The 23,878-nt window shown below is 72.6% G+C and carries 20 protein-coding genes, 2 tRNA genes, 1 other RNA gene and 1 pseudogene; 6 read left to right on the forward strand and 18 right to left on the reverse strand.

Annotated features, from left to right (window positions below):
- The first annotated feature begins 10 nt into the window (after positions 1-10).
- The 5 genes from SAM23877_RS17075 (at position 11) to SAM23877_RS17095 (ending at position 3,836) form a co-directional block, all read left to right on the forward strand.
- On the forward strand, positions 11-982 hold the full coding sequence (locus tag SAM23877_RS17075) for an ABC transporter ATP-binding protein (protein WP_053133545.1): 972 nt from the start codon (positions 11-13) through the stop codon (positions 980-982).
- Positions 979-1,794 carry an ABC transporter permease gene (locus tag SAM23877_RS17080; RefSeq protein ID WP_053133546.1) on the forward strand — a complete coding sequence of 272 codons (816 nt, stop codon included), beginning with the start codon at positions 979-981 and terminating at the stop codon, positions 1,792-1,794. Before SAM23877_RS17075 ends, SAM23877_RS17080 begins: the two co-directional genes overlap by 4 nt.
- Positions 1,795-1,850: 56 nt before the next feature.
- Positions 1,851-3,092: a sensor histidine kinase gene (locus tag SAM23877_RS17085; protein WP_053133549.1), complete on the forward strand. Its 1,242-nt coding sequence runs from the start codon at positions 1,851-1,853 to the stop codon at positions 3,090-3,092.
- 8 nt (positions 3,093-3,100) lie between these two features.
- A complete protein-coding gene (locus tag SAM23877_RS17090) occupies positions 3,101-3,703 on the forward strand; it encodes a response regulator (protein ID WP_079030737.1) in 603 nt (200 codons plus the stop codon).
- Positions 3,704-3,760: 57 nt separating this feature from the next.
- Positions 3,761-3,836 (forward strand) — tRNA-Gly (locus tag SAM23877_RS17095).
- 52 nt (positions 3,837-3,888) lie between these two features.
- On the opposite strand, the gene SAM23877_RS17100 is transcribed toward SAM23877_RS17095, so the two are convergent.
- The 7 genes from SAM23877_RS17100 to ffs form a co-directional block, all read right to left on the reverse strand.
- Entirely contained in the window at positions 3,889-4,788 is a 900-nt protein-coding gene (locus SAM23877_RS17100; protein WP_053133556.1) for a phosphoribosylaminoimidazolesuccinocarboxamide synthase, read from the reverse strand.
- Between the two features lie 110 nt (positions 4,789-4,898).
- Positions 4,899-6,398, reverse strand: coding sequence for a N,N-dimethylformamidase beta subunit family domain-containing protein (locus SAM23877_RS17105; protein WP_053133559.1), 1,500 nt, complete (start codon positions 6,396-6,398; stop codon positions 4,899-4,901).
- 190 nt (positions 6,399-6,588) lie between these two features.
- Positions 6,589-8,802, reverse strand: coding sequence for a hypothetical protein (locus tag SAM23877_RS17110; RefSeq protein ID WP_079030258.1), 2,214 nt, complete (start codon positions 8,800-8,802; stop codon positions 6,589-6,591).
- A 308-nt stretch (positions 8,803-9,110) separates the two neighbouring features.
- Positions 9,111-10,376 carry a phosphoribosylamine--glycine ligase gene (gene purD / locus SAM23877_RS17115; protein ID WP_053133561.1) on the reverse strand — a complete coding sequence of 422 codons (1,266 nt, stop codon included), beginning with the start codon at positions 10,374-10,376 and terminating at the stop codon, positions 9,111-9,113.
- Between the two features lie 219 nt (positions 10,377-10,595).
- Positions 10,596-11,108 (reverse strand): DNA polymerase III subunit gamma/tau, encoded by a 513-nt coding sequence (locus SAM23877_RS41280; protein ID WP_244902955.1) that lies wholly within the window; start codon positions 11,106-11,108, stop codon positions 10,596-10,598.
- On the reverse strand, positions 11,105-12,934 hold the full coding sequence (locus SAM23877_RS17125; RefSeq protein ID WP_053133565.1) for a DNA polymerase III subunit gamma and tau: 1,830 nt from the start codon (positions 12,932-12,934) through the stop codon (positions 11,105-11,107). The genes SAM23877_RS41280 and SAM23877_RS17125 overlap by 4 nt, the downstream gene beginning before the upstream one ends.
- Positions 12,935-12,999: 65 nt before the next feature.
- Positions 13,000-13,094, reverse strand: an RNA gene (gene ffs / locus SAM23877_RS36810) — signal recognition particle sRNA small type.
- 74 nt (positions 13,095-13,168) lie between these two features.
- Between ffs and SAM23877_RS17130 the strand changes: the two genes are divergently transcribed.
- Positions 13,169-13,256, forward strand: a tRNA-Ser gene (locus SAM23877_RS17130).
- A gap of 62 nt (positions 13,257-13,318) precedes the next feature.
- On the opposite strand, the gene SAM23877_RS17135 is transcribed toward SAM23877_RS17130, so the two are convergent.
- From SAM23877_RS17135 to SAM23877_RS17180, 11 genes and pseudogenes are all read right to left on the reverse strand, one after another.
- Positions 13,319-14,599 carry a tyrosine-type recombinase/integrase gene (locus tag SAM23877_RS17135; RefSeq protein WP_053133568.1) on the reverse strand — a complete coding sequence of 427 codons (1,281 nt, stop codon included), beginning with the start codon at positions 14,597-14,599 and terminating at the stop codon, positions 13,319-13,321.
- Positions 14,600-14,678: 79 nt separating this feature from the next.
- Positions 14,679-14,912 carry a helix-turn-helix domain-containing protein gene (locus tag SAM23877_RS17140; RefSeq protein ID WP_030850356.1) on the reverse strand — a complete coding sequence of 78 codons (234 nt, stop codon included), beginning with the start codon at positions 14,910-14,912 and terminating at the stop codon, positions 14,679-14,681.
- A 443-nt stretch (positions 14,913-15,355) separates the two neighbouring features.
- Positions 15,356-16,831, reverse strand: coding sequence for a hypothetical protein (locus SAM23877_RS17145; protein WP_053142569.1), 1,476 nt, complete (start codon positions 16,829-16,831; stop codon positions 15,356-15,358).
- Between the two features lie 2 nt (positions 16,832-16,833).
- Positions 16,834-17,685 (reverse strand): bifunctional DNA primase/polymerase, encoded by an 852-nt coding sequence (locus tag SAM23877_RS17150; RefSeq protein ID WP_053133570.1) that lies wholly within the window; start codon positions 17,683-17,685, stop codon positions 16,834-16,836.
- An 87-nt stretch (positions 17,686-17,772) separates the two neighbouring features.
- Positions 17,773-18,240, reverse strand: a complete 468-nt coding sequence (locus SAM23877_RS17155; RefSeq protein ID WP_053133573.1) for a hypothetical protein — start codon at positions 18,238-18,240, stop codon at positions 17,773-17,775.
- Positions 18,241-18,447: 207 nt separating this feature from the next.
- Positions 18,448-20,568, reverse strand: a complete 2,121-nt coding sequence (locus SAM23877_RS17160; protein ID WP_053133576.1) for a P-loop NTPase family protein — start codon at positions 20,566-20,568, stop codon at positions 18,448-18,450.
- Positions 20,569-20,676: 108 nt separating this feature from the next.
- Positions 20,677-20,994: a hypothetical protein gene (locus SAM23877_RS17165; protein WP_053133579.1), complete on the reverse strand. Its 318-nt coding sequence runs from the start codon at positions 20,992-20,994 to the stop codon at positions 20,677-20,679.
- Between the two features lie 30 nt (positions 20,995-21,024).
- Positions 21,025-21,213, reverse strand: a complete 189-nt coding sequence (locus tag SAM23877_RS41285; RefSeq protein WP_244903097.1) for a hypothetical protein — start codon at positions 21,211-21,213, stop codon at positions 21,025-21,027.
- A 528-nt stretch (positions 21,214-21,741) separates the two neighbouring features.
- Positions 21,742-22,119, reverse strand: a pseudogene (locus SAM23877_RS41290) (DNA cytosine methyltransferase); the annotation flags it as partial.
- 47 nt (positions 22,120-22,166) lie between these two features.
- Positions 22,167-23,057, reverse strand: coding sequence for a DUF2637 domain-containing protein (locus tag SAM23877_RS17175; RefSeq protein ID WP_053133584.1), 891 nt, complete (start codon positions 23,055-23,057; stop codon positions 22,167-22,169).
- On the reverse strand, positions 23,054-23,323 hold the full coding sequence (locus tag SAM23877_RS17180) for a DUF6284 family protein (protein WP_053133586.1): 270 nt from the start codon (positions 23,321-23,323) through the stop codon (positions 23,054-23,056). Before SAM23877_RS17180 ends, SAM23877_RS17175 begins: the two co-directional genes overlap by 4 nt.
- Positions 23,324-23,878: the final 555 nt, after the last annotated feature.

Consider the following 23,878-nt stretch of genomic DNA (forward strand, 5'->3'; position numbering starts at 1 on the left):
TGCTTGAGGCATGCGATCAGACGGACACGAACACGTGATTGAGGTCACCGGCCTGCGACGTGTGTACGGGGGCGGGTTCGAGGCCGTGCGCGGAATCGACTTCTCCGTGCGCCGCGGCGAGGTCTTCGCGCTGCTGGGCACCAACGGCGCGGGCAAGACGTCGACGGTGGAACTGCTGGAGGGCCTCGCCGCTCCGGCGGGCGGGCGGGTGCGCGTCCTCGGGCACGACCCGTACACCGAGCGGGCCGCCGTACGCCCCCGCACCGGCGTGATGCTCCAGGAGGGCGGCTTCCCGTCCGAGCTGACCGTCGCCGAGACCGCCCGGATGTGGGCGGGTTGCGTCAGCGGGGCACGGCCGCCGGCGGAGGTGCTGGCGGTGGTGGGCCTGGAGGCGAAGGCCGGCACCCGGGTGAAGCAGCTCTCCGGAGGCCAGCGGCGCCGCCTGGACCTGGCGCTCGCGCTGCTCGGCGACCCCGAGGTGCTCTTCCTGGACGAGCCCAGCACCGGACTGGACGCCGAAGGCCGCCGGGACACCTGGGAGTTGGTGAGCGCGCTGCGCGACGGCGGCACGACGGTGCTGCTGACCACGCACTACCTGGAAGAGGCCGAGAACCTCGCCGACCGGCTCGCGATCATGCACGAGGGCCGGATCGCCGCCACCGGCACCCCGGCCGAGGTGACCGCCGCGCAGCCCTCCCGGATCTCCTTCGAACTGCCCGACGGCTACTTCGTGGGCGATCTGCCGCCGCTCGGCGAGCTGGGTGTGAGCGACCACGAGGTCGACGGCCGGATCGTCCGGCTGCGCACCCGTGAGCTGCAGCGCGCGGCCACCGGACTGCTCACGTGGGCCGCACGGGCCGGCGTGGAACTGCGCCGTCTGGACGTCCGGTCGGCGTCCCTGGAGGAGGCGTTCCTGGGGATCGCGAAGGAGGCGTCCGCGAGGACGGCCGAGGGAACGACGACGAAGGAGTACGCGGCATGAACACCACCGCCACGGAACACCCCCCGGCACGCGCCGCGCACGCCACGGTCACCACCCCGATGCGGCGCATGAGCGCCCTCGCCCGCGCCGAGATGACCCTGCTCGGACGGAACAAGGGCACCCTCTTCGCCGCCCTGTTCGTGCCGCTGGTGCTGCCGTTCAGCGTGCAGCAGGCGTCCAAGGAGATGGACCTCGCGGCGGCCGGGCTCACCACCGGCACCCTCGTGCTGCCCGCCGCGATCGGCTTCTCCCTGCTGTTCGCCGTCTACTCCGCCCTCGTCGGCGTCTTCGTCGTCCGGCGCGAGGAACTCGTCCTCAAGCGGCTGCGCACCGGTGAGCTGCGGGACGTCGAGATCCTGAGCGGGTCCGCGATGCCGGCCGTCCTCAGCGGGCTCGTCCAGAGCGTGCTGCTGGCGGTGGGCTGCTACGCCCTGCTGGACCTGTCCGCGCCCTCCGCGCCCCACCTCGCCGTCCTCGGACTGCTGCTCGGCCTCGTGATGTGCTCCGCGCTCGCGGCGGTCACCGCGAGCTTCACCCGCACCGGTGAGAGCGCGCAGGTCACCCCGCTGCCGTTCATGTTCGTCGCGTTGTTCGGCTCCGGCCTGTTCATCCCGCTGGAGCTGCTCCCGGACCGGATCGCCTCCGTCTGCGAGCTGCTGCCGCTGACGCCCGTCATCTCGCTGGTGCGCGGCGGCTGGACCGGTGACCTGTCGGCCTACGAGGCCCTGGGCGCCGTGGCCACGGCGGTGGCCTGGACCGTGGTGTCGGTGTTTGCTGTACGGCGGTGGTTCCGCTGGGAGCCACGGCACTGACGTACGGGAGGACCCGGACCGGGGCCGGGACCAGGGAGAGCGGGGCGATCGGGGACATGCGCAGGCCGAGGCGCTGGTGGGGCAAGAAGAGCACGCCGGCGAAGGTGGAGACGTACACGCGGTGGTCGTTCCACTTCTTCGGGGTCATCGAGATCCTCGTGATCGTCCTGACCGGTGTCGAACAGGGCGGAGCACGGCCGGCGGCCGGGGCGTCCCTGGTGATCGCGGCGCACGCCTCGCTCTGCATGCTGGTCGCCTCCCGGTCCCTCGACTGGACCCTCGGCCGACGCGCGCAGCCGGTGCGGCTGCTGTGGGGGCTGGCCGGGCTCACCTCGGTGATCGCCGTCGGCGCGATCGGTGTCGCGGAACGCGGACCGGGCGGCGACGCGGTGGACACCGTGGCGGGTACGACCTTCAGCGTGGTGCTGTGCTTCGGGGCCGGCATCATGGCGCTCGGGGTGCGCAACCGGCTGCGGGTGGCCGCCGTCGTCGGCGGCTTCGCCCTCGGCGCCGGGGTCGTGTCCTTCCCGATGGGCGTCCCGGGCCTCGCCGCGCTCGTGATGGCGTGCGCCGTGCTGGTGGGGGCCGCGTTCATGGCCTTCACCTCGGTGTTCTCGGTCTGGCTGCTCAACGCCGTCTACGCCCTCGACGAGGCGAAGGAGACCCGGACCCGGCTCGCGGTCGCGGAGGAACGGCTGCGCTTCGGACGGGACCTGCACGACGTGATGGGGCGGAACCTCGCCGTGATCGCCCTCAAGAGCGAGCTGGCCGTCCAGCTGTCGCGGCGCGGCCGGCCCGAGGCCGTGGAGCAGATGATCGAGGTGCAGCGCATCGCGCAGGAGTCGCAGCGGGAGGTCCGGGACGTCGTGAGGGGTTACCGGGAGGTCGTGCTCGAGGTCGAGCTGGCCGGCGCCCGGGGCGTGCTCTCGGCGGCCGGCATCGACGCCCGGGTCACCGGTGAGACGGCGGGCCTGCCCGCGCAGGTGCAGTCGGCGCTCGGCTGGGTGGTGCGGGAGGCGACGACCAACGTGCTGCGGCACGGGAACGCGCAGAAGTGCTCGGTGACGGTGAGGCTGTCGGAAGGACGCGTGGTGCTGACGGTGGAGAACGACGGGGTGGCGGAGGCGTCCGGGGCGGGCACCTCCGGCGGCGGGTCCGGGCTCGCGGGGCTGCGGGAGCGGCTGTCCGCCGTGGACGGCTCCCTGGAGACCGGGTCGCCCGGCAAGGGCGTGTTCCGGCTCACGGCCGAGGTGCCGCTGCCGCCCGCCGCCGCGACCGTGCTGGAGGCCGCGTCGTGACGACGACCGTGCGGGTACTGCTCGCCGACGACGAGCACCTCATCCGCGGGGCGCTGGCCGCCCTGCTGTCCCTGGAGGAGGACCTCACCGTGGTCGCCGAGGCGGCCACCGGTCCTGAGGCACTGGCCATGGCACGCGCCCACGTACCGGACGTCGCCGTCCTGGACCTCCAGATGCCCGGCGCCGACGGTGTGAAGGTCGCCACATCGCTGCGGGCCGAGCTTCCCGGCTGCAAGGTGCTGATCGTGACCAGTCACGGACGGCCCGGCCATCTGAAGCGGGCGCTCGCGGCGGGGGTGCGGGGGTTCGTCCCCAAGACGGTCAGCGCCCAGCGGCTCGCCGAGCTGATCCGCACGGTGCACGCCGGAAACCGCTATGTCGACCCCGAGTTGGCCGCCGACGCGATCTCCGCCGGGGACTCGCCGCTGACCGCGCGCGAGGCCGAGGTACTGGAGCACGCCGCCGACGGGGCGCCCGTCGCGGAGATCGCCGAGCGTGCCGCGCTGGCCGAGGGGACCGTACGGAACTACCTCTCGTCGGCCGTCGGCAAGCTAGGCGCCGAGAACCGGCACGCGGCGGTGCGGCTCGCCCGGGAGCGGGGTTGGGTATAGTGGCTCTCGCGCCACGGCGAGGCCCGAGACTCCGGTCGACGACTTCCACGGCGCAGTGCGAACGTAGCTCAGTTGGTAGAGCGCAACCTTGCCAAGGTTGAGGTCGCGAGTTCGAACCTCGTCGTTCGCTCCACCGAAGAAGCCCCCGGTTCCGGCCGGGGGCTTCTTCGTGTCCGCGGCCGGTCCTAGGACCAGCCGAGCCCGGTCAGGCGCTCGTAGGCCTCCACGTACTTGGCGCGGGTGGCGTCCACGACCTGCTGGGGCAGCGGCGGCGGGGGCTGCTCGCTCCCGCGGTCCCAGCCCGACTCCGCCGAGGTCAGCCAGTCCCGCACGAACTGCTTGTCGTACGAGGGCTGCGCGCGGCCCGGCTGCCACTGGTCGGCCGGCCAGAAGCGGGAGGAGTCCGGGGTGAGGACCTCGTCGGCGAGCACCAGGTCCTCGCCCTCGAAGCCGAACTCGAACTTCGTGTCGGCCAGGACGATGCCGCGCTCGCGGGCGATGTCCCGGGCCCGGGAGTAGACGGCGAGGGTGGCCTGGCGCAGGGCGGCCGCGGTGTCCGCGCCCACCTGGCGGGCGACCTCCTCGTACGAGACGTTCTCGTCGTGCTCGCCGACCTCGGCCTTGGTGGCCGGGGTGAAGATCGGGGCGGGCAGCTCCGAGCCGTCGACGAGGCCCTCGGGCAGGGCGAGGCCGCAGACGGTACGGGTCTCCTTGTACTCGGCCAGCCCCGAGCCGGTGAGGTAGCCACGGGCCACGCACTCCACGGGGACCATCCGCAGGGACTTGCAGACCAGGGCGCGGCCCTCCCAGTCGGCGGGGGCGCCGGGGGGCAGCTCGGTGCTCAGGACGTGGTTCGGGGCGAGGTCGGCGAGCTGGTCGAACCACCACAGGGAGAGCTGGGTGAGGACCCGGCCCTTGTCGGGGATCTCGGTCGGCAGCACCCAGTCGTAGGCGGAGATGCGGTCGCTGGCGACCATCACGAGGTCGCCCGCCTCGTTCCGGTACAGCTCGCGCACCTTGCCGGTGTGCAGATGCACCAGACCCGGAACCTGGAGCGGCTCGGGCTTTTCAACGAATCCGGACACGGTTCCTCCCCGTGGTTCTGTCCAATGCCTCGATTCTCCCGTACGTCCGGCGGTCCCGGGACCCGGGGTCGGTCCCGTCCCTCGTCGGTCCCGTTCGCCGGTCCCGTGCGTCAGTCCCGTTTGCAGATGCGGTCCAGGAGGTTGGCCGTGGCGCGCTGGACGCGCGGGTCGACGTGGCCCGGGCGGTCCAGGGCCGGGGACCAGGCGAACGTCCCGGACGCGAAGACCCAGGCACCGGACGGCGCCCGGTACAGCGACGTCTCCTGGTGGCGCCGGGCGCCGTCCACGTCGGTGTACGGGGAGTGGGCGAGCAGGACCCGCTCGTCGTGCCCGGGGAGCGGGGTGCGCGGGAAGTAGCGGTCGGCCTCGCCCGCGACCAGGTCCTCGATCTCGTCGCCCTCGTGGGCGCCGGTGGCGTCCCAGAGCCAGTGTCCGGCGTTGCGGACGATCATGGGGTGCGGTTCGGGTACGCGCCCGGCGTACTGGATGCCGAGCAGCTGCTGTTCGGCGCGGTCGATCTCCCGCCACAGCGCCGGCCGGCCGGGGCCCCGGCGTTTGCGGCAGGTCAGCAGGCGGTCGGGGGCTCCGGACGGGGAGGGGGCCAGCTCGACCTGCCAGTACATGGTGTTGGCGGAGAGGAAGACCAGCGAGGTGCCGTGCTCGCGGGCGACCTCCGTGGTGCGGCGCATGGCGGCGGACCAGTACTCGTCGTGGCCCGGGAAGACCAGGCCCCGGTAGCGGGTCGGGTCGATGCGGCCGGAGTGCAGGTCGCGGGCGTCGGCGTAGGCGAGGTCGTAGCCGTAGCGCTCGGCGAAGCGGATGAAGTCGTAGGCGTGGCCCACGTGCAGGGGCAGCCCCGCGCCCGCGTAGGGCCGGTCGAAGGAGACGGTCGTCGCGGCGTCCGCCTCGCCGAGCAGCCGGCCCTCCTCGTCCCAGGCGTGGTAGAGGCTGGCGCCGGTGCGGCCGTCCTCCGGGTAGAGGTTGTACGCCTGCCAGGTGATGTCGGGCAGCAGGAGCAGCAGGTCGGCGGGGTGGCTGTCGCGGACCGTGAACGGCACGTGGGAGCGGTGGCCGTCGGCCGTGGTGAGCACCGCGACGTACGCGCCGATGTTCCAGTACGACGGGATCTGCAGCCGCCAGGAGAGCCACCAGTGGTGGCACGAGACCGTGCGCTCGGCGGTCAGCGGCGGGGGCTGGACGATGCCGGACAGGCGGGGACTGGTGGTGATCTTGGCCGCGCCGTCACCGCCGTAGTGGCCGATCCGGTAGACGTCGACGCTGAACTCCTGCGGCGGGTCGACGGTGATGTGGAAGTCGATGGCCTCGCCGGGGGCGGCGGCTCCGGTCGCGGTGAAGCCCTTGATCTGACGGCGGACGTCGTCGGCGGCACGCGGGCCGCCGCCGTCGGCGTATCCGCGGGTCCGCGTGCCGGGCCTGCCGTCCGGGTCCGGTACGGCGTCCTGGTCCGCGTACCAGGGGACGACCTGGCCGGTGTCGCCGAAGTAGGTCTCGCCGCCGCGCAGCCAGGGGACGGGTCCCTGTCCGAAGGGGTCCGTCACGGCGTGCGCGAGTGCTCCCGACTCCCAGCGGCGGATCTGCTCGGGCCCCATGGGACAGTCCCCCTCCCTCGTGCCCCCGTGGTCGTGCGTATGACGAACGCCTTTGCCATGTGCGCGATCGGTCTCCAGCACATCACATTTCGCGCGCGTGCTGTCACTGTTCGTTGCGAAGTGGCCGAAAGTGGAATTCGAGTGTCCGCTTCGGCTCCGGGCGGGGACCGCGCGGCGTGCGGAGCCGGGCTCAGACCAGGCGCACCGGCTTCTCCGGGCGGATACCGCGCTCGGTCATCCAGGTGCGCAGGGGGCCCGGGTCGCCGGTCTCGACGAGACTTCTGACGCAGGGGGCCAGCTCCGCGGCTCGGGCGCCGCCGATCAGGAGGGACGGTCCGTCGAGCCAGTCGAGGCCCGGGGTCGCGCCGGCGGTGTCCATGGCCGCGCAGCACACCATCGCCGTGACGTGGGCGGTGAGGATCTCACGGGCGGTGCGCGGGGGCTGCAGGGGCAGGAGGGGGAGCGCGCGGTCGTCCCACAGGGCGGCCACGTCGGGGCCGGGCGGTGCCGCGGCTGCTCCGGGGGCGGAGGACTCGGGCCCGGTTCCGGCTCCGGCGCCGGCCGGCTGGGCTTCGGCCTCCTCGCGGGCCAGCTGGGCACTGAGCCCGGCCGCCAGGGCGGCGCCACGCGCGGTGGTGCCGACGAGGTCGTCATCGTCGTCGTCGGGGGTGTGGAGGCCTTGGTGGTCCGGGTGATCTCGGGGATCGGGGTGGTCCTGGGGGCCCGAGTCGGCCGGGTGGGCCGAGTCGACCGGGTTGGCGGCGCCGACCGGGTGATCCGAGTCAGCCAGGTGAGCCGATCTGGCCGAGTGGCCCGAGCTGGCCGAGTCGGCGGAGTCGGCCGGGCAGCCGGGGTCGCCCCGGTGATCCGAGTCGACCGGGTGATCCGAGTGATCTCGGTGATCCAGGTCGGCCGAGTGGTCCTGCTGTCTCAGGTGGTGCTCCGCGCCTGGGTGCTCCGGGTGGTCCTCCGGGCCGAGGTGGTCGCGGGCGTCGGCGTCGCGGGGGCCGAGGGGGGCGGAGGGCGTGTCCTGCTCGTCGTACGCCGGGTGCGAGCCGTGTGTACCGTCGCGGGGGCCGGTCCCGGCCCCGGGAGAGCCGTCGGCCGTGGGGGCCGGTGCGGTCGTGAGGTGGTCCAGTACCCGGGCCAGGGTCGGGCCTTCGGAGCCCGGTGCGGCGTCCTCGGTGGCGCGGCGGACGCCCAGGGTGTCCAGGACGCGGTGGAGGCGGGCCGCGTCGGTGCGCCAGGTGCGGTCGACGACCTCGTCGGGATACTCGTCCCATCCGACCGGCGACCAGTCCGCGCCGGTCTCGGCGGGCCCTCCGTGGAAGAGGCGTGCGGCGAGGAGCGAGACCGCCTCGTCCATCACCCCGGGCTCCTCCAGCAGGTCGCAGGCGGGACGCTCGCCCAGCCGGGAGGCGAAGCCCTCGGCCAGGCGGTCGCGGCGGGACAGCTCCGTGAGGGCGGCCACGACGCCCACGTCCAGCCGGGAGGGCCAGCGGCCCATCCGCCAGGCGGGCAGCGCCACCCTGGTCAGCAGCCGGTCCCAGCCCGCGTAGGCGAGGCCGACCTGGTCCTGCGCGACGATCCGCAGACCGTAGTCGACGGCCTGGGCACGCTCGGCGGCCGCGGCGGCGACTCCCCGCTCCATCTCCGCCGCGTGCACGCGACAGCTGCGCAGCAGGAGCCGGCACACCCGGCCGAGCCCCGCGCACACCGCGCGGGAGAACGGGTCGCGCCGGTCCGCCGAGGCCACCGCGACCGCGGCGTCCAGGCCCCGTATGAAGCGGCGGGCCGCGGCTATGTCGGGGTGCGCGGACGGTCCCGTGCCCGCGACGACCGGGGCGAGGACGGCGCGCAGCTCGCCGACGCGCATCCACCAGAGGAAGGGCGAGCCGATGACCAGCACGGGTGCGGCGGCGGTCCGGCGGGAGGCGGGCGCGTCCACACCGGCGACGTCGTCGTGCTTCTCGGCGGGGGGCGGGCCGTGGGCCGGGTGGGTGCGGTCCTCCAGCCAGCTGTCGCAGTCCGGTGTGAGCGCTATCGCCGAGGGGGCCGGCACGTCCAGCCGGTCGGCCAGGTCACGCACCATGCGGTAGAGGTCCGGAGCCGACTCCTCGGCGATCGTGACCGTGGGGGTCACGGCGGGCCGGGAACGGGCGACCACCAGCGCGACACCGGCGGCGGCCGGCAGGACGAGCAGCGTGAGCACGATGACGGCCCAGCGGACGACGGCCCAGCCACCGCCCGCGAGATGCCCGGTGGAATCGCCCACGAGCAAGATCACGGCGGCGGCGGCCGGCAACAGGGCGACGGCCAGCGCACGGCTGCGGACGCGCAGCACCGCGAGGGCCCGGGAGCGCGCGGCCTGCGCGCCCATCTCCACACCACCGATGACGGTCACGGCCGGACCTCACCCCCTCCTCGCTGTCCTGTCTGTTCCGGGCTGTCCCGCTGTTCTTCCGCGCTTGCTCACTCCCCCCACTGTGGCACCCGCCACTGACATCGCAATGCCGGTGGGCCAAGTGCCGGAACGCTTGCGCGGCACCATAGTTGGGGCCTCCGCGCCCGTCAGCCGTATGGACCATCGGTCACTCGATGGAATGGCTTTGGGGAAAGGTGGATGACGGACAGCAAGGATCAGGCCCCGGTTCCTGAGACGGAACCGGGGCCTGTCGGGTTCGGTGCGGAGGGGCGCCCTCCGGGGTTGAGCTAGGCCCCTGCGGCGGCTTCCGCGGCCGCCTTCGCCGCGATGTCCGTACGGTGCTGGGAGCCGTCGAGGCCGATGCGGGCGACGGCCCGGTAGGCGCGGTCCCGGGCCTCGGTGAGATCCGTGCCGGTGGCCGTGACGGAGAGGACACGGCCGCCCGCGCTGACCACGGCGTCACCCTCGCTCCGGGTGCCGGCGTGCAGCACGTAGGCGTGCGGGGCGTCCTCGGCGGCCACCTCGTCGAGCCCGGTGATCGGGTCGCCGGTGCGCGGGGTGCCCGGGTAGTTGTGCGAGGCGACGACCACGGTGACGGCCGCCTCGTCGCTCCAGCGCAGGGGCTCCAGGTCGGCGAGGTTGCCGGTGGCGGCGGCCATCAGCAGCCCGGCGAGCGGGGTCCGCAGACGGGCCAGCACGACCTGGGTCTCGGGGTCGCCGAAACGGGCGTTGAACTCGATGACGCGGACGCCGCGCGAGGTGATCGCGAGGCCGGCGTAGAGGAGCCCGGAGAACGGGGTGCCCCGGCGGCGCATCTCGTCGACGGTCGGCTGGAGCACGCTCTCCACGACCTCGTCGACCAGCTTGGGGTCGGCCCACGGCAGTGGCGAGTACGCCCCCATGCCGCCGGTGTTGGGGCCCTCGTCGCCGTCGAGGGCGCGCTTGAAGTCCTGGGCGGGCACGAGCGGGCGGACGTTCTCGCCGTCGGTGATGGCGAAGAGGGAGACCTCGGGGCCGTCCAGGTACTCCTCGATGACGACGCGGTCGCAGGCCGCCGCGTGCGCGCGGGCCGCCTTGAGGTCGTCGGTGACGACGACGCCCTTGCCGGCGGCCAGCCCGTCGTCCTTGACGACGTAGGGGGCGCCGAAGGCGTCGAGGGCGGCGTCGACCTCGGCCGGGTTCGTGCAGACGTACGAGCGGGCCGTGGGGACTCCGGCGCCGGCCATGACGTCCTTGGCGAAGGCCTTGGAGCCTTCCAGCCGGGCGGCCTGACCGGACGGGCCGAAGACCGGGACACCGGCCTCGCGCACGGCGTCGGCGACCCCGGCGACGAGGGGTGCCTCCGGCCCGACCACGACCAGCTCGGCACCGAGCCGCGTGGCCAGTGCCGTCACGGCCGCGCCGTCGAGGGCGTCGACCTGGTGCAGTTCGGCGACCTCGGCGATACCGGCGTTGCCGGGGGCGCAGTGCAGCGCGGTCACGTCGGGGTCGAGGGACAGGGAACGGCACAGGGCGTGTTCGCGGGCGCCGCCGCCGATGACAAGGACCTTCACGGGGTCAGCCTAATGGGAACGGGGCGGGCTGGTTTGTGCGGCCTTCCGAAGGGAGGGGGCGGGAGGGCTTGTGGCTTCCTCCAGCGCCCGTCCGGACCTCCACGGCCGGGTCGGCCGTCCGCCTTCGACCGGCCGCCCGGGCCTCGGGTCGGACCGGGCTGCCCGGGCCTCGGGACTCGGCCACTGGGCCACCCGGCCACTGAGCCCTTGCGCCCCTCGCTATTCGTGCGCGATCTCCTCGACCACGGTCGCTCCCAGCTCCCGTACCAGCAGTTCCTTGCCGGAGAGGGCCGACTCGTCGAGATCCGGGTCGTCGTCCTCGGGAATGTCGTCCTCGGGGGAGACCGGACGCCGCTCGGGGGCCGGGGGCCGGGGTGCGGGAGCGGAGGCCGGGCTGGACGCCGGTGCCGGCGCGGGGGGCGCGGACGACCGCGCGGGCGCCGACGGCTGCTCCATGGGCGCGGGTGCCGACGGACGCTGCGCGGGCGCGCCGCCGCCGCCGCCGTTCCCGAAGCCGCCGCCGGGTCCGCCGTAGCCACCGGAGGGTCCGGCGGGGGGCGGGGGAGCCGAGCCGCCGGAGGGGTCGACGACCGCCTCGATCTTCCACTGCACGTTGAACTGCTCGGCCAGGGCCTGCCGCAGCACGTCCTCGCTGCCGCTGCTCAGGAAGTTGTCGCGCGCGCCGGCGTTGACGAAGCCGATCTGGAGGGACGTGCCGTCGAAGCCCGTCACCTGGGCGTTCTGGCTGAGCAGGATCCAGGTGAACCGGCGGCGGTTCTTGACCGCCTCCAGGATGTTGGGCCAGATCGAGCGCGGGTCGACTCCGGAACCCGGCGGCGGGGAGCCGACGGGCGCGGGCACGGCGGGCGCCGGGGCGGGTGCCGAGGCCGCGGCGGGGGTGGATGCCGGTGAGGGGGCGGGAGGGGAGTCGGCCGGTGTCCGGGGCCGGCCGCCGCCGGTGGGCGTCGCCGTGGGCCACCCGCCGGGGCGGCGACCGCCCCCCGCGGGGGCCGCGGTCGGCCAGGCGCCGGGCGCGGGGGCCTTGCAGGGGCGGCGGCCGGCGCCGCGGCAGGAGCCGGGTGGGGAGCGGCGGCTGCGGGGGCAGGCGTCGGGGCGGTGGGGGGCTGTCCGCCTCCGGCGGGGGCGCCACCTTCGTAGGGGGTCGGCGCGGCGCCGGAACCGGTGTCGGTGTCGGGTCCCGAGGGCGGCTCGCCCTGCCCGGGCGCACCGCCGGGTCCGGGGCCCCGGACCGCGGCCCGGGCGGCTGCGGGCCCGCCGCCGGGCGGGACCGGAGCCGCGACGGCCGAGGCGTTCCCGGCCTGGACGTTCCCCGCCGCGCCATGGGCCTCGGGCCCGGGCACGTACCCCATGGCGGGCGCCCCCGCGCCCGCGGAGAACTGCACACCGCGCTCGATCCGGTCCAGGCGGGCCATCACCGAACGCTCGTCGCCGTACGCGGCGGGCAGCAGCACGCGCGCGCAGATCAGCTCCAGCTGGAGGCGGGGCGAGTGGGCGCCGCGCATCTCGGTGAGCCCCTCGTTCACGATGTCGGCGGCACGGCTCAGCTCGGCGGCGCCGAAGGACCGCGCCTGGGCCTGCATCCGCTCGACGACGTCGGCCGGGGCGTCGATCAGCCCCTTCTCCCCCGCGTCGGGCACGGCGGCGAGGATCACCAGGTCGCGGAGGCGCTCCAGCAGGTCGGTGACGAAGCGCCGCGGATCGTTGCCGCCCTCGATCACCCGGTCCACGACCTCGAAGGCCGCCGAGCCGTCCCCGGAGACGAACGACTCGACGACGGAGTCGAGCAGCGAGCCGTCCGTGTAGCCGAGCAGGGAGGTCGTCATGTCGTACGTCACACCGTCGGCGCCGGCGCCCGCGAGGAGCTGGTCCATGACGGACATGGAGTCACGGACGGATCCCGCGCCCGCCCGCACCACCAGCGGCAGGACGCCGTCCTCGACCGGAATCCCCTCCTTGCCGCACACCTCGCCGAGGTAGTCGCGCAGGGTGCCGGGCGGCACGAGCCGGAAGGGGTAGTGGTGGGTCCGCGACCTGATGGTCCCGATGACCTTCTCGGGCTCGGTGGTGGCGAAGATGAACTTCAGATGCTCCGGGGGCTCCTCGACGACCTTCAGCAGGGCGTTGAAGCCCTGCGGGGAGACCATGTGGGCCTCGTCGATGATGTAGATCTTGTACCGGCTGGAGGCGGGCCCGAAGAAGGCCTTCTCGCGCAGGTCACGGGCGTCGTCCACGCCTCCGTGCGAGGCGGCGTCGATCTCGATGACGTCGATGGAACCGGGTCCGTTGCGCGCGAGGTCGCGGCAGGACTGGCACTCACCGCACGGCGTCGGGGTGGGGCCCTGCTCGCAGTTCAGACAGCGCGCCAGGATCCGGGCGCTGGTCGTCTTGCCGCAACCGCGCGGACCACTGAACAGGTACGCGTGATTGACCCGGTTGTTCCGCAGCGCCTGCTGCAGCGGGTCAGTGACATGCCCCTGACCGATGACCTCGGCGAAGGACTCCGGGCGGTAACGGCGGTAGAGCGCGAGAGACGACACGCATACGAGGTTATAGGCGCCCACTGACAACCGGAGCGCCCTGTGAGCCCGGCCACCCCGTGAACGCAGGCGCCCCCCACGCACCCGCCAGAGCCGACCTACCCTTGCTGCCTTCCGGCCCTGGGGGAGTTCAGTCAGATAGCGCCGCGTGAGGGGCTGAGCCACACGTTACCCGATGCAGGGGCCCCAGAACGAGTTCGCAAGCACTCTCCGACGTCATGTAATGTTTGCCGCGGAGGATTCGCCTAGAGGCCTAGGGCGCACGCTTGGAAAGCGTGTTGGGGGCAACCCCTCACGAGTTCGAATCTCGTATCCTCCGCCAGTGCCTCACCGGGCACGATGTCGAAGGGCCCCCTGGAAACAGGGGGCCCTTCGTCGTTGTCCTTACGCCTCGTTGTCCTGGTCTTTGTCCACAGCGGGGTTTTCCGGTGGTCCCCAGATGGCGTGCGAGATCTTCCGCGCCGCTTCCTTGAGCATGGGATCGGTCACGTGTAGGTACCGCGCTCGCATCCGGGCGGCGCCGCCCGGCTCCCAGCCCATGATCTGGTCGATGACCCGGTCCGGGACCCCGAGCAGCATCAGCACGGTCCCCGCGGTGTGCCGTGCGTCGTGCAGACGTCCGTCCCGGACGCCGGCGTCTTCCAGTAGCCGCTTCCAGTCGTGGTAGTCCGTGTTCGGGCTGAGCGGCCCGCCCAACGGCTTGGTGAACACGTACTCGGACTCGGTCCACAGGTTCGCGGCCGCCGCCCGCTCCTTGGCCTGCGCCTCTCGGTGGGAGCGGAGCATCACGACCAGCGGGCCCGGGAGGGGCACGGCGCGGCGGCCGGCGCGTGACTTCGTGTTCTTGGTCTCGCGTCGCACCTGCACCCGAGCCGGGCAGTAACCGGCCTTCCGGCCGCACGGGGCCGCCTCGCCACACCCGTGCTCGTACTTCGGCCGCAACCGGTTCCGGCGAAGCTTCAGGTACTCGTTGTCCAGGTCCACGTCGGACCACCGCAAGCCAAGGGTCTCCCCCTGCCGCAACCCCAGCGCCAGGGCCAGCATCCAGCGGGCACTGTTCCGGCGCTTGTTCACTTCGAGCAGGAGACTTTGCACCTCGTCGACCGAGTAGGGCTCCACCTCGTTCTCGTCCTCTTCCATCCGGGGAGGCTTCGCGAGCGCGGCAGCGTTCTTCGCGGCGTGGCCGCGTCGCACGGCTTCCCCCAGGGCCGTACGGGCGGTCCGGTGCGCCTGGTGAGCGGTGCCCGCCTTGCTGCCGGCGCTGTGCATCCGGCGGTACAGGCTCTCCAGGTGTTCGGGCTCCAGGCGGTCGATGCGGTGCCGACCGATGCCGGGCACGAGGTGCACCCGGACAGCCACCTCGTATCCGGCGTAGGTGTTCTCGCTCACGACCGGCTTGGCGATGTTCTCGACCCAGTGCTCAAGCCACTTCGCGACCGTCCACGGCTTGCCGGGCTGACGCGCGGACCCTTCGTCGCGCTGCTTCTCCAGGCGTCGGACCTCGTCGACCAATTCCTTGCGCGTGGGGCGCGTCAGGTGTCGGCGGTACGGCGTTCCGTCGTCCTTGTAACCCATGGGCACACGGGCGTGCCAGCGTTCGTCTTTGCCCAGGTAGATGGCCGATTCGCCGTTGGCTCGGCGGGTGCGCTTCTTCTCCTCTGCCACTGGCAGTTCCTCCGGTCGGTACGAGGCAGACAGACCGGAGCGCCGCCCGCATGTCGGCGGCGCTCCGGAAGGGGCGAGATCAGGCGGCGCGCTGTTCGGCGCGGCGCCGGGCGAGGTAGGCGGCCGGGGCGTCGGCGGGGACGCGTCGGAGTCCGCCGATGGTCAGTGACTCCAGCTCTCCGGCGCGGATCAGGGCGTAGCACGTGGTGCGCCCGACACGGAGGCAACGGGCGGCCTCCTCGACGGTCAGCAGCACGGGTGCCGGTTCGCCAGCGTCAGCGAGAGGTGCGATGTCCACGGTGGCGAGGCTCATGGAACGGTCTCCTCTGGGCGGAGTCTCGGGAGTTCGCTTCTGTCCGAGGTGCGGATTTCTGCGTCACTGCGTCAAACGCGTCATGCGGGTCTGTGACCTGCTTCTTTGTGTGACTCGGCGGTGTCGGGTGTCTGTCACGGCCGGGTGCGTGTGTCACTCGGCTGTGACGCGGGTGACGTGGTGTGACGCGGGTTTCGGGCGTCTGTGTCACGCCCGTTCAAGCAGGTCAGGGTCCGTCATGGGAGTGACGGATGACGCGGTGACGCAGGGGCTCTCTCTTAGGACAAAAGAGAGGGGGTGGTTTCTGTTTGTGGTGCAGCTGCGGTGTTGAAGAAGGAGCCGCTTCGCGGCACGTCCTTGGAGCGGCTGTCGCCGAACAGCAAGAGGAGCACCAGGGGCGGCGGGTGCTCCTCTTGCTTGTCATGCGGCCGAGAGCGCCCGTGTCAGTGCAGGGAGCCCTGTTGGTGCAGGGGCTCGGGTACGGGGCGGGTCATGGCGATGTAGCGGGCGGCGCTGGTGCGTCCCCAGTCGATGACCACGCCACGGGCGGCGAACGTGGGCTGAAGCCGCTTGAGCCGGTCGGAGAGGACTTTGCCGGTGGTGGGCCATCCCTTGGGCAGGGGGCGGCAGTCCTCGCCGCTGTGGAGGCGGCTGAGGCAGTCCAGCCATTCCGAGGAGGTCATGCGCTGCTCTGCGCCCGGTTCGAGTCCGGCGGCGTGGTGCAGGACCGTCTGTGCGAGCAGGTCGCCTTCGATCACGTCGTCGTTGAGGTCGTCGAGGCTGGCCCGGTAGGCGGGCAGTGAGGCGAGGCCGGTGGCCGTGTCGAACTGCGCGCACAGGTGGGCGAAGTCGGCCATGCGCAGGTCGGTGGGTGTGGGGGCGGTGGCGGCCCGGACCTTGACGGTGAGGTCGAGGAGCGAGCCGAGGATCACGGGCAGGGCGGCGGTGAAGTCGGCCCACAGTTCCGCTTCGGTGCGCCGCACCTTCGGCCGTTCCAGTCGAAGCGGCAGGAGGCGTTCGGCGAGGTCGGGCCGGATGACGCCCACGTCGATGCCGGTCAGCAGGAGGGGGCGGCGGTAGCGGGAGCGGTACACGTCGCCGTCGCTGAACAGGGCGCGCTTAATGGACTCGGCTCCGGTGACGATGCAGCACATGAGGTCGGACAGGTCGGGGGCCAGGTGGGAGAGGTTGTCCAGGGCGGTGATCCAGCCTGCCGCCACGGCGGTGATCAGGCTCTCTTCGTCCTTGGGGGCGCGGCGCAGGTCGCCGCTCATGCCCTCGATGATGCGCACCAGCATGCGCCCGGCGGTGGACTTGCCGGCGCCCTGGGGGCCGGTGAGGAACGGTGCGGGGACGGGGACGCCCGGTTCCAGGCAGCCGACGAGCCAGGCCAGCGCCAGGCATTCGGTGTCCGGGGTGGCGAAGTTGGTGAGCCTCAGCAGGGCGTCGATGCCCTGCCCGGCGGTGTCCTTGGCGGGCAGGGGGAGTTCGCCGGTGAGCTGGGTGCGGCGCCAGCAGACCTCTGCGGGGTCGGGGGTGGCGATGGTCCAGCCGGTGGGGTGGATGCGCACGGATTGGCCGTCGTCGCGGCCGAGGTCGAGCCAGGTGGCCCCGTCCGCGCCGGGGGCGACGCGGATGTGGGTGGCCTGCACGTCCTGGGAGAGGGCGAGTGCTTCGATCAAGTCCAGTGCCTCCTTCAAGGCAGTGCCGTTGAAAACGCCGACCCCGTCCCTGAACAGGCCCACCATGAGTTCCTGCCGGTGGCTTCCGGTGGTGCCCTGGGAGCGGATGGGGCGGGCCACGGGGTGGCCGTTGCGCTGGGCGTAGACGGTGCCGTCGACGGTGCGGAAGTAGCGGAAATGGGCCTGCGCGTACTCGGTGATGACCTCGCGGCCCGGCGTCTTCTCGTCCTCGGACACGGTCACATCCCCAAAGCGGTCAGGGCATTGGTCCACGCGTCCGTGCAGTGCCGGGCCGTCTCGCCCTTGGCCTGCGCGGCGGTGAACAGCCGGGCGACGTGGGCGTCGGTGAGGCAGCCGCACCGGCCGTGCCTCGACAGCACCGCGAGGAACGTCCGGTACACGGTCGCGTGCACCGCGCTGGACGCCTCCGCGATGCGCTGCTCCGCCATGGCGACGCCCCGTTCCAGGAAGACCGGCGTGCGGTGCGGGCACTCCCCCTGACCGCCCCTCACGGGCCCTGAGAGCGTCTGTGGCGCCCTGGGGGCGGGAGACGGCTCCTTTACCGCCAGGGCGTGCACCGCGTCCGGGAGAACGGCCATGGTGCCGGTGCCGGGACCGAGCCAACGGGCGTAAGCCATGGACGACTTGATGTCCACGCCCGGCCGGACCGCGTTCACGGAGCGCATGGCGCCCTGGTAGATCCAGTGTTCGCCGCGCGTCGTGGGCACGGTCCGCGTGGTGGGCAGAGCAGCACGGGCCAACGTGATGGCGTCGGCGTCATCCAGGTCGACCACGGTCAGCCCGGCGCCGCCGGGGTGGTAGGCGACGCACACCGCCTGCCGCCACGCCGCCGCCCACGTCGGGGAGACGATGACGGCCGGGTCGGTGGTGGCGGCGGCCCACCCGTGACACGGGGCCGCGCACCGGCACGGACCGGGCACCTTCATGTTCGGCCGGCCGCCGCACGCGTTGTCCGCACACGCCGTGCAGTTACCGAAGGGGACCTTGCCCCGGCGCAGGGGCAGCACGGGGACGCCGGACGCGGCGAGGCTCAGCGCCGTCTGCTGCGGGTTGGGCGTGGGTTGCGTCATGCTGGGGTATCTCCAGTTCCTTGATGGGTTCTGGCGAGCAAGGGCGGCCCCGCGTTCTTGGCGGAAGGGGGGCCGCCCTTGGCGTAGCTAGCTGCGGAAGTGGTTGCGCTTGATCACGGCCTTGCGGATGTTCACGGTGGTGCCGCCGCCCTGGTGGCCGCGCGTGCCGAGGATCTGCACGGCGATCCATCCGCCGAAGATCACGGCGGCCAGGGTGATCAGTTGGGTGATGAACGCGGTGAGTGCGGCGATGAACGAGGTGAGCAGGACCAGCCCGCCGCACACCGCGAGGAACCCGGCGCCGCCGACGGCGACGTTCACGGCCGTGCGGGACACGGCCGGTTTGGCGGCGACCGGTTCGGGCTGTGCGGGGTTGATGGCGTAGCCGGTGACGATGCGGCCGTCCGGCAGGACGATGCTCGCCACCGCCGGAACGGCGTTCGGCTGCACCGGCGCGACCGGCGCCGACACCGGCACGACGGGCGGGTACGGGGTGGGCTGGTGGACCTCTACGGCCCGCTGTGCGGGCACGTGCGGGGTGTGCTCGGGGTACATGCGGAATCCCTTCCGGCCGAGGGCCAGGGAGGCAGAGACACCCCCTTCGCGGTGCCTTGCGGAGGGGGTGTTCGTGGGTGTGACCTGCGGGCCTCCCTGACTCCCTGAGCGATCATTCGCGCAGGTCAGAGCCAGGGAGGAGGGGCAGGGAGGCGGTCAGGGAGTTCTCCCTGACTCCCTGCCCCGCAGGCGGTTGGCTCCCTGCCGTCAGTCGGCGGAAGCGGAACCGTCTCCGTCGCGGTTGGCGAGGGCGCGGGCGACGCGGTCGCGGGCCACGCACATGACGCCGTCGGACTTGTACGGCCCGGCGTCGGCGTCGTCGAGGACGCGCTTGAGGTCTAGGAACGACCAGCCGCCGTAGGCGTCCATGTTCCGCGCGGCGAGCCGCGCGAGCACGTCCTTGGTCCGCACCCGCGGGGCGTCGCCGATGACGGCGGCGATGTCGGCGAGGGGGTCGTGCTCCGGGCTGTGGTCGATGGCGTGCAGGGTGGTGACGCCGTCGCGCAGGGCCTTGGCCCGGTCGGTGATCGCCGTGGCGGCGTCGTCGTCGATGTAGTGCGTGCGGACCGTGATGGACGACTGTCCCGCCGGGATGCTGATGCCGTCGGAGGCGACGACCAGGGTTCCCCGGTCCAGCCCCGGACGCAGCAGGTTCGGGGCGGCGCCGCCGTCGACGGCTTTGTCCCCCAGGGCCATGCGGGCCTGGGACTCGGTGCCGAGGGCGAGGGAGGCGCGGGTGTGGGCGCCCTCGCGCACGAGCTTGGGCAGGTTCTCGTTGGTCGGGTCCTGCGTGCCCTGCCACATCAGGACGTTGACCGCGCGGCCCTGGTTGTGAATCTTGCGGACGGCCATGAAGTACCGGGAGTCGGCCTTGGCGCCGCCGTAGGGCCGCTTGTCCTTGCCCGTGCCCTTGGCCGGGCACATGAACGCGACCTGCGCTTCGTCAACCAGCACGATCAGCGGCGGGAACACCGTGCCGGGCGGCGCCTGGAGACGCCGGTTCATCTCGTCCACGGCGCCCTCGACCATCTCGGTCACCTGGATGACGTGCTCATCCGTCGGCCCCTGGATCAGCGTCGTGGCCAGGCCGTCGAACATGGCCCAGTCGCCCGCGCCCTTGAGGTCGCCCATGAGGAACTGCACGGACTTGTCCAGGGACAGCCACAGCGCGAGGGAGCGCAGGGCCACGGTCTTGCCCTGGTTCGACAGGCCCGTGATGAGGAGGTGGCGCTGGTAGAGGGAGAGGGCGGCGGCGTCGCCGCGCAGGTCCTGGCCCCAGGGGGCCTTGCCCTTGGTGTAGTCGGCGGTCATCGTGTCGTCGGTGACCAGCGGGGACGGGCCGATCGGCTCGTCCAGGGCGCCGGAGTCGGCGACCCACAGGCGCACCGTGCGGGCGGCCTGGGGGATGGTGATGAACACCTCGTGTTCGTGCCGGGTCAGGTTCTCGGCGAGCTTGCGCCGCTTGGCCTGCACCTCGTTCGTGGCCACCCCAGAGGGCAGGGTCACGTCGACCTCGACACCGCATCCGGCGATGCGGATCGGGCCGAGCATCGAGGCGCCGGCGTCGCCCATCTCCTTGATGGCACGCGCCAGGGCCGGGACTCCGAGGTCGCGCAGGGCCTTGACCACGATGGACGGAGTGATCGGCTCCCCCTCGCTGTTGCGGACGTTGGCGGGAAGCGCCCACGCGGGCGCGGCGTGCTGCTTGCGGCCGACCGACCACAGGGCGAGCAGGGCGAGGAACGGGCCGATCGACAGGGCCGGACCCCACACCACCTGGACGATGCGGATCATCAGGGCGATGAAGTCGACCGTTGCCGACAGTGGGGTGATCACGTCGCGGACGTGGCCGGTGCTGATGGCCATGACGACGCCGAGGGCGACCAGGACACCGATGCTCATCCCCGCGCCGACGGCCACGCCCTTGGCGGCGTCGACCGGGGAGTGCAGGAGGTCCATGCGGCGGTGGTGGCGGGCGGCGCGGAAGCGCTGCAACCGTTCCTCCCACTCCTCGGCCGCCTCCAGGTTCCCGGCGGCTTCCGCCGCCCGGATCATCCGCTCGTACCGCGAGCCGGTACGGCCGTCCCACGCCCGGCGGGCCACGATCCTGCCGCCGTTGAAGGTGTAGAGGCCGTGCCGGGCCGCCGCCCGGACCGTGGCCCTGGTCGACTCGTGCGTGGCGGCCGACTTTACCGCGCGGCCGGAGCGCACCCACAACGGCACCGGACGCGCGGGCGGCGTGTCGGGCACGACGGTGAGCACGGTCGGGGCGGTGGTGTCGGTCGGTGGGTCGGTGGCCTTGTGGAGGTGAACGACGTTCTCAGACATGCTGGAACTGCTCCTGACTGCCCCCAGCGGGGGCGGGAGTAAGGGAGAGCGCCGGGGTGGCCGTGTCCGTGGAAAGTCCCGGTCACCCCGGCGCGGGAAACGGGCTGGTCAGAACCAGCCGGACGACTTCTTGGCGGCCTTGTCGCGGGCGGCCTCGGTGAGGAGGCGCTGACGCTCGCCGTGCAGGGCGGTCAGTTCCGCGTTCAGCCGGATCTCGGCGCTGTTGCCGGTGGCGTCCATGCGCTGTTCCTCGCGGCCCGCGCTGCGGCCCCGGGCGACCTTGTAGCCGCCGGCGGCCAGCGAGCGGGCCATGGCCCGGCGCTCACTGCCGTTCAGCGGCCACCACTCGCCCCGGCGGACCGCTTCGAGCTTCTTCTGTGTCACCTGGATCGCGCGGTCCAGGCGGCGGATGTCGGCGTTGCGCATCGGTTGGCTACTCCTCTGGGTTCGGGACGGTCAGGCGGCCGTGCGGGAGGGGAGGGCGGCGGGGACCAGGAAGCGCAGCGCGGCCGTGGCCTGTTGCGGGACCACGCCGTTGCCCAGCGCCTTGAGCTGCGCGGAACGGGACAGGCCAGGGACGGCGGTGACATGCCCGGCGGGCAGACCCATGAGCCACTCGACGAAGGCAGGACTCAGCCGTCCCACAGCGTCAACTGGCCCGGGGGCGGAGCGCTGGAGGACCGCCTCCCACCGCGCGACCGCTTCGCCGTACTCACCCCACCCGACGGCACCGTCGGGAACGCGCTCACCGCCACCTCCGGCAGATTCGCCGTTCCGGACTGCACCCGCCGGTCCGTCGCATCCGTGCGCGAGACCGCCCCCTTCGCGCCGTCCGTGGCCCGCGGGGTCGGCAATAGCGAGCCCATCTCGGCGGCCAGGCTCTTGCCATGCGTGCCCGCTTCCTGCGAGGGGCTGCGCCGGGTCTGCCGGTTCTCGCTCGCCGACGCGCGCGGGGTCGGCAGCAGCGAGACGACGTGACGCAGGTTCATCCCGCCCTGCGCCGCGTGCCCGGCTCCGGTGTTCTCCGAGGTCGACGGGGTCGGCAAGAGCGAGCCGACGGCGGTCGGAAGCTGCCCGCGCTGGCCGCCGCCCCTCCAGTCCCGTGCTGCCGGAGTCGGCAGGCCAGGCGAGGACGAAGAGTCGTTTGCGCTGGTGAGCCGCTCCCACGTCAGATGCGCGAAGAGTGCACCACCGCGCATCGAACCCGAGGGCGGCAAGGTCACAGAGGACGGAGTCGAATCCGAGAGAAAGGTGCCCTGCGACGTTCTCAAACACCGCGAGTCGGGGTCGTAGAACCCCAAGGGCACGGGCGATGTCGGGCCAGATGTGCCGCTCATCAGCGACTCCCTTCCTCTTGCCGGCGGAACTGAACGGCTGGCACGGGTAGCCGCCCGTCACGATGTCGACCGGCTCCACCTCGGCCCAGCAGGCGGCGGTGATGTCGCCGAGGTTCGGCACGTGCGGGTGGTGGTGGGCGAGGATGCGGCAGGCTCCGGCGTCGTTGTCCGCGACCCACGCCAGCGAGCCGCCGAAGACAGCCTGGACGGCCATGTCCAGGCCGCCGTACCCCGAGCAGAGCGAACCGATCCGCAGCCCGCTCACGCCGCCGCCCCGGCGCGCTCCGCCCGCAGGGTGTCCCGCAGCGCCCGCGCGTTGACCGGCGACGTGCGCACGGCCCGCCGGATGCCCTCCGCGGTCACCTTGGCGTCCGGCCAGTCGGCCGTCGCCTCGCGTGCTTCGGCGAGCAACTGTTCCGGTGTGCGCTTCGGGCGACTCGACTTCGCCACCGCCGGGACACGGCCCGTGGCACGACGCGGGCGGGTCGACTCAGCGGCCACCGCACGCCGCTCGATCGAGGCGACCGGGGCGGGGTCGGCCTGCGGGAGTGGCTTGGCCGGGAGGGTCGACTTGAGGAAGCCGACGGCCACCGGACGGGGCAGTACGGTCGTGTTCAGGGTGATCGGCGCGGGGGTCGATACGGGCAGGTCAGCCGTAGACCGTTTCATGTCGGTCTCGGTAGATTCCTCCGCATTCGTGCTCTCGGACGGAATCGGGGCGGGCCGGTGATGCAGAACCTTGGCGACAAGGTCGGAACCGAAGTAGATCGACCCGACCGGCAGCGACGTAGCAAGCAGGACCAGGGCCCAGTTCGCCGGGTCCCAGTCCGCGAGCCGTCCCCAGTCGACCGTGCGGCCGTGCAGCTCGGGCACGAGGCCGTGCACGTAGTTGAGGACCAGTGACGCGACCGTGTACGCCCCCAGCACCCGCAGCGCGAATGTCCGGTCGCGGTCGACGAGTACCAGGGTAGCGATCAGGGCGAGCGCCATGAGGCCGTCGACCACGAACGGGTACAGCATCGCCGCCGTGTCGTCCGCGCCGACCGCGCCGGCGATGTCCCGCAGCGCGTTCCACGACACCCGAAACGCCATACCGACCACGGCGACCAGGGCGAGCACGAGGGCGGTGCGGCCCTTGCGATGAAGCTTCATGCCGCACCGCCGGGCAGGCGCGTGCTCGCCGTGCGGTTGACCAGGGCGGCGCGGGCGGCGAGCGCGCGACGGCGGGCCCGGCGGGTCCGCCGCTCGTCCAGCTCGGTCGGCGTGCGGTCGAGGGTGACGATGTAAGCGTCCAGCAGGTCGATGTCCGCGAGGATGATGGGCATCTCCTGCTCGATCGCGTCCAGCTCCGCGTCCGTCGGCTCCATGAAGTCGGCGAACGCGGTAACAGCGTCCTGAACAGTGACGATGTGGTTCATGGGTCGTGGTTCCTTTCAGGGAGGAACGGCCCGAACGCGGCTCCCGGGTGGCACCCCGGGGGCCGCTCGCCGTTGAAGTCGATTCCGACTCCCCACGCCCTCGCCCGTACGTTCAGCACGCGGTGCTCGGAACGGACGGGCGAGAGAGGCAGTCGACGCAGCAACCGTGCTGCGAGCTGTGATGGACCGAGCTGTTCAGGCGCCGCCGACCGGGTCCTTAACGGGAGGCGTTGAGGGTCTTCGTCGTCGCACTGGGAGTCCTTTCGGCGAGGGCAACAGAGGGTTGAAGCACTGCAAGGGGGACCACGTCCCCACTCTCCGGCCGTTGCTCGCGGTCGCCGGGCCACCTCGCCAGTACGGGCCGAAACCCTGTTTCACCTGGCCTTTAGCGGGATTGCAGCGTCCCCGCCCTGCACATCAGCGCAGGCGATAGCAACTCAAGGGAATTGCTCCGCTTGCTCAGCTTGTTGGTACAAGCTGATGCAGTGATGCTGCACCCACGGACAGTGAGTCGTCAAGGGATTGGAGCCCACATGTACCAACAAGTTGAGCGAG

This window comes from Streptomyces ambofaciens ATCC 23877 (assembly GCF_001267885.1).
GTDB lineage: Bacteria > Actinomycetota > Actinomycetes > Streptomycetales > Streptomycetaceae > Streptomyces > Streptomyces ambofaciens.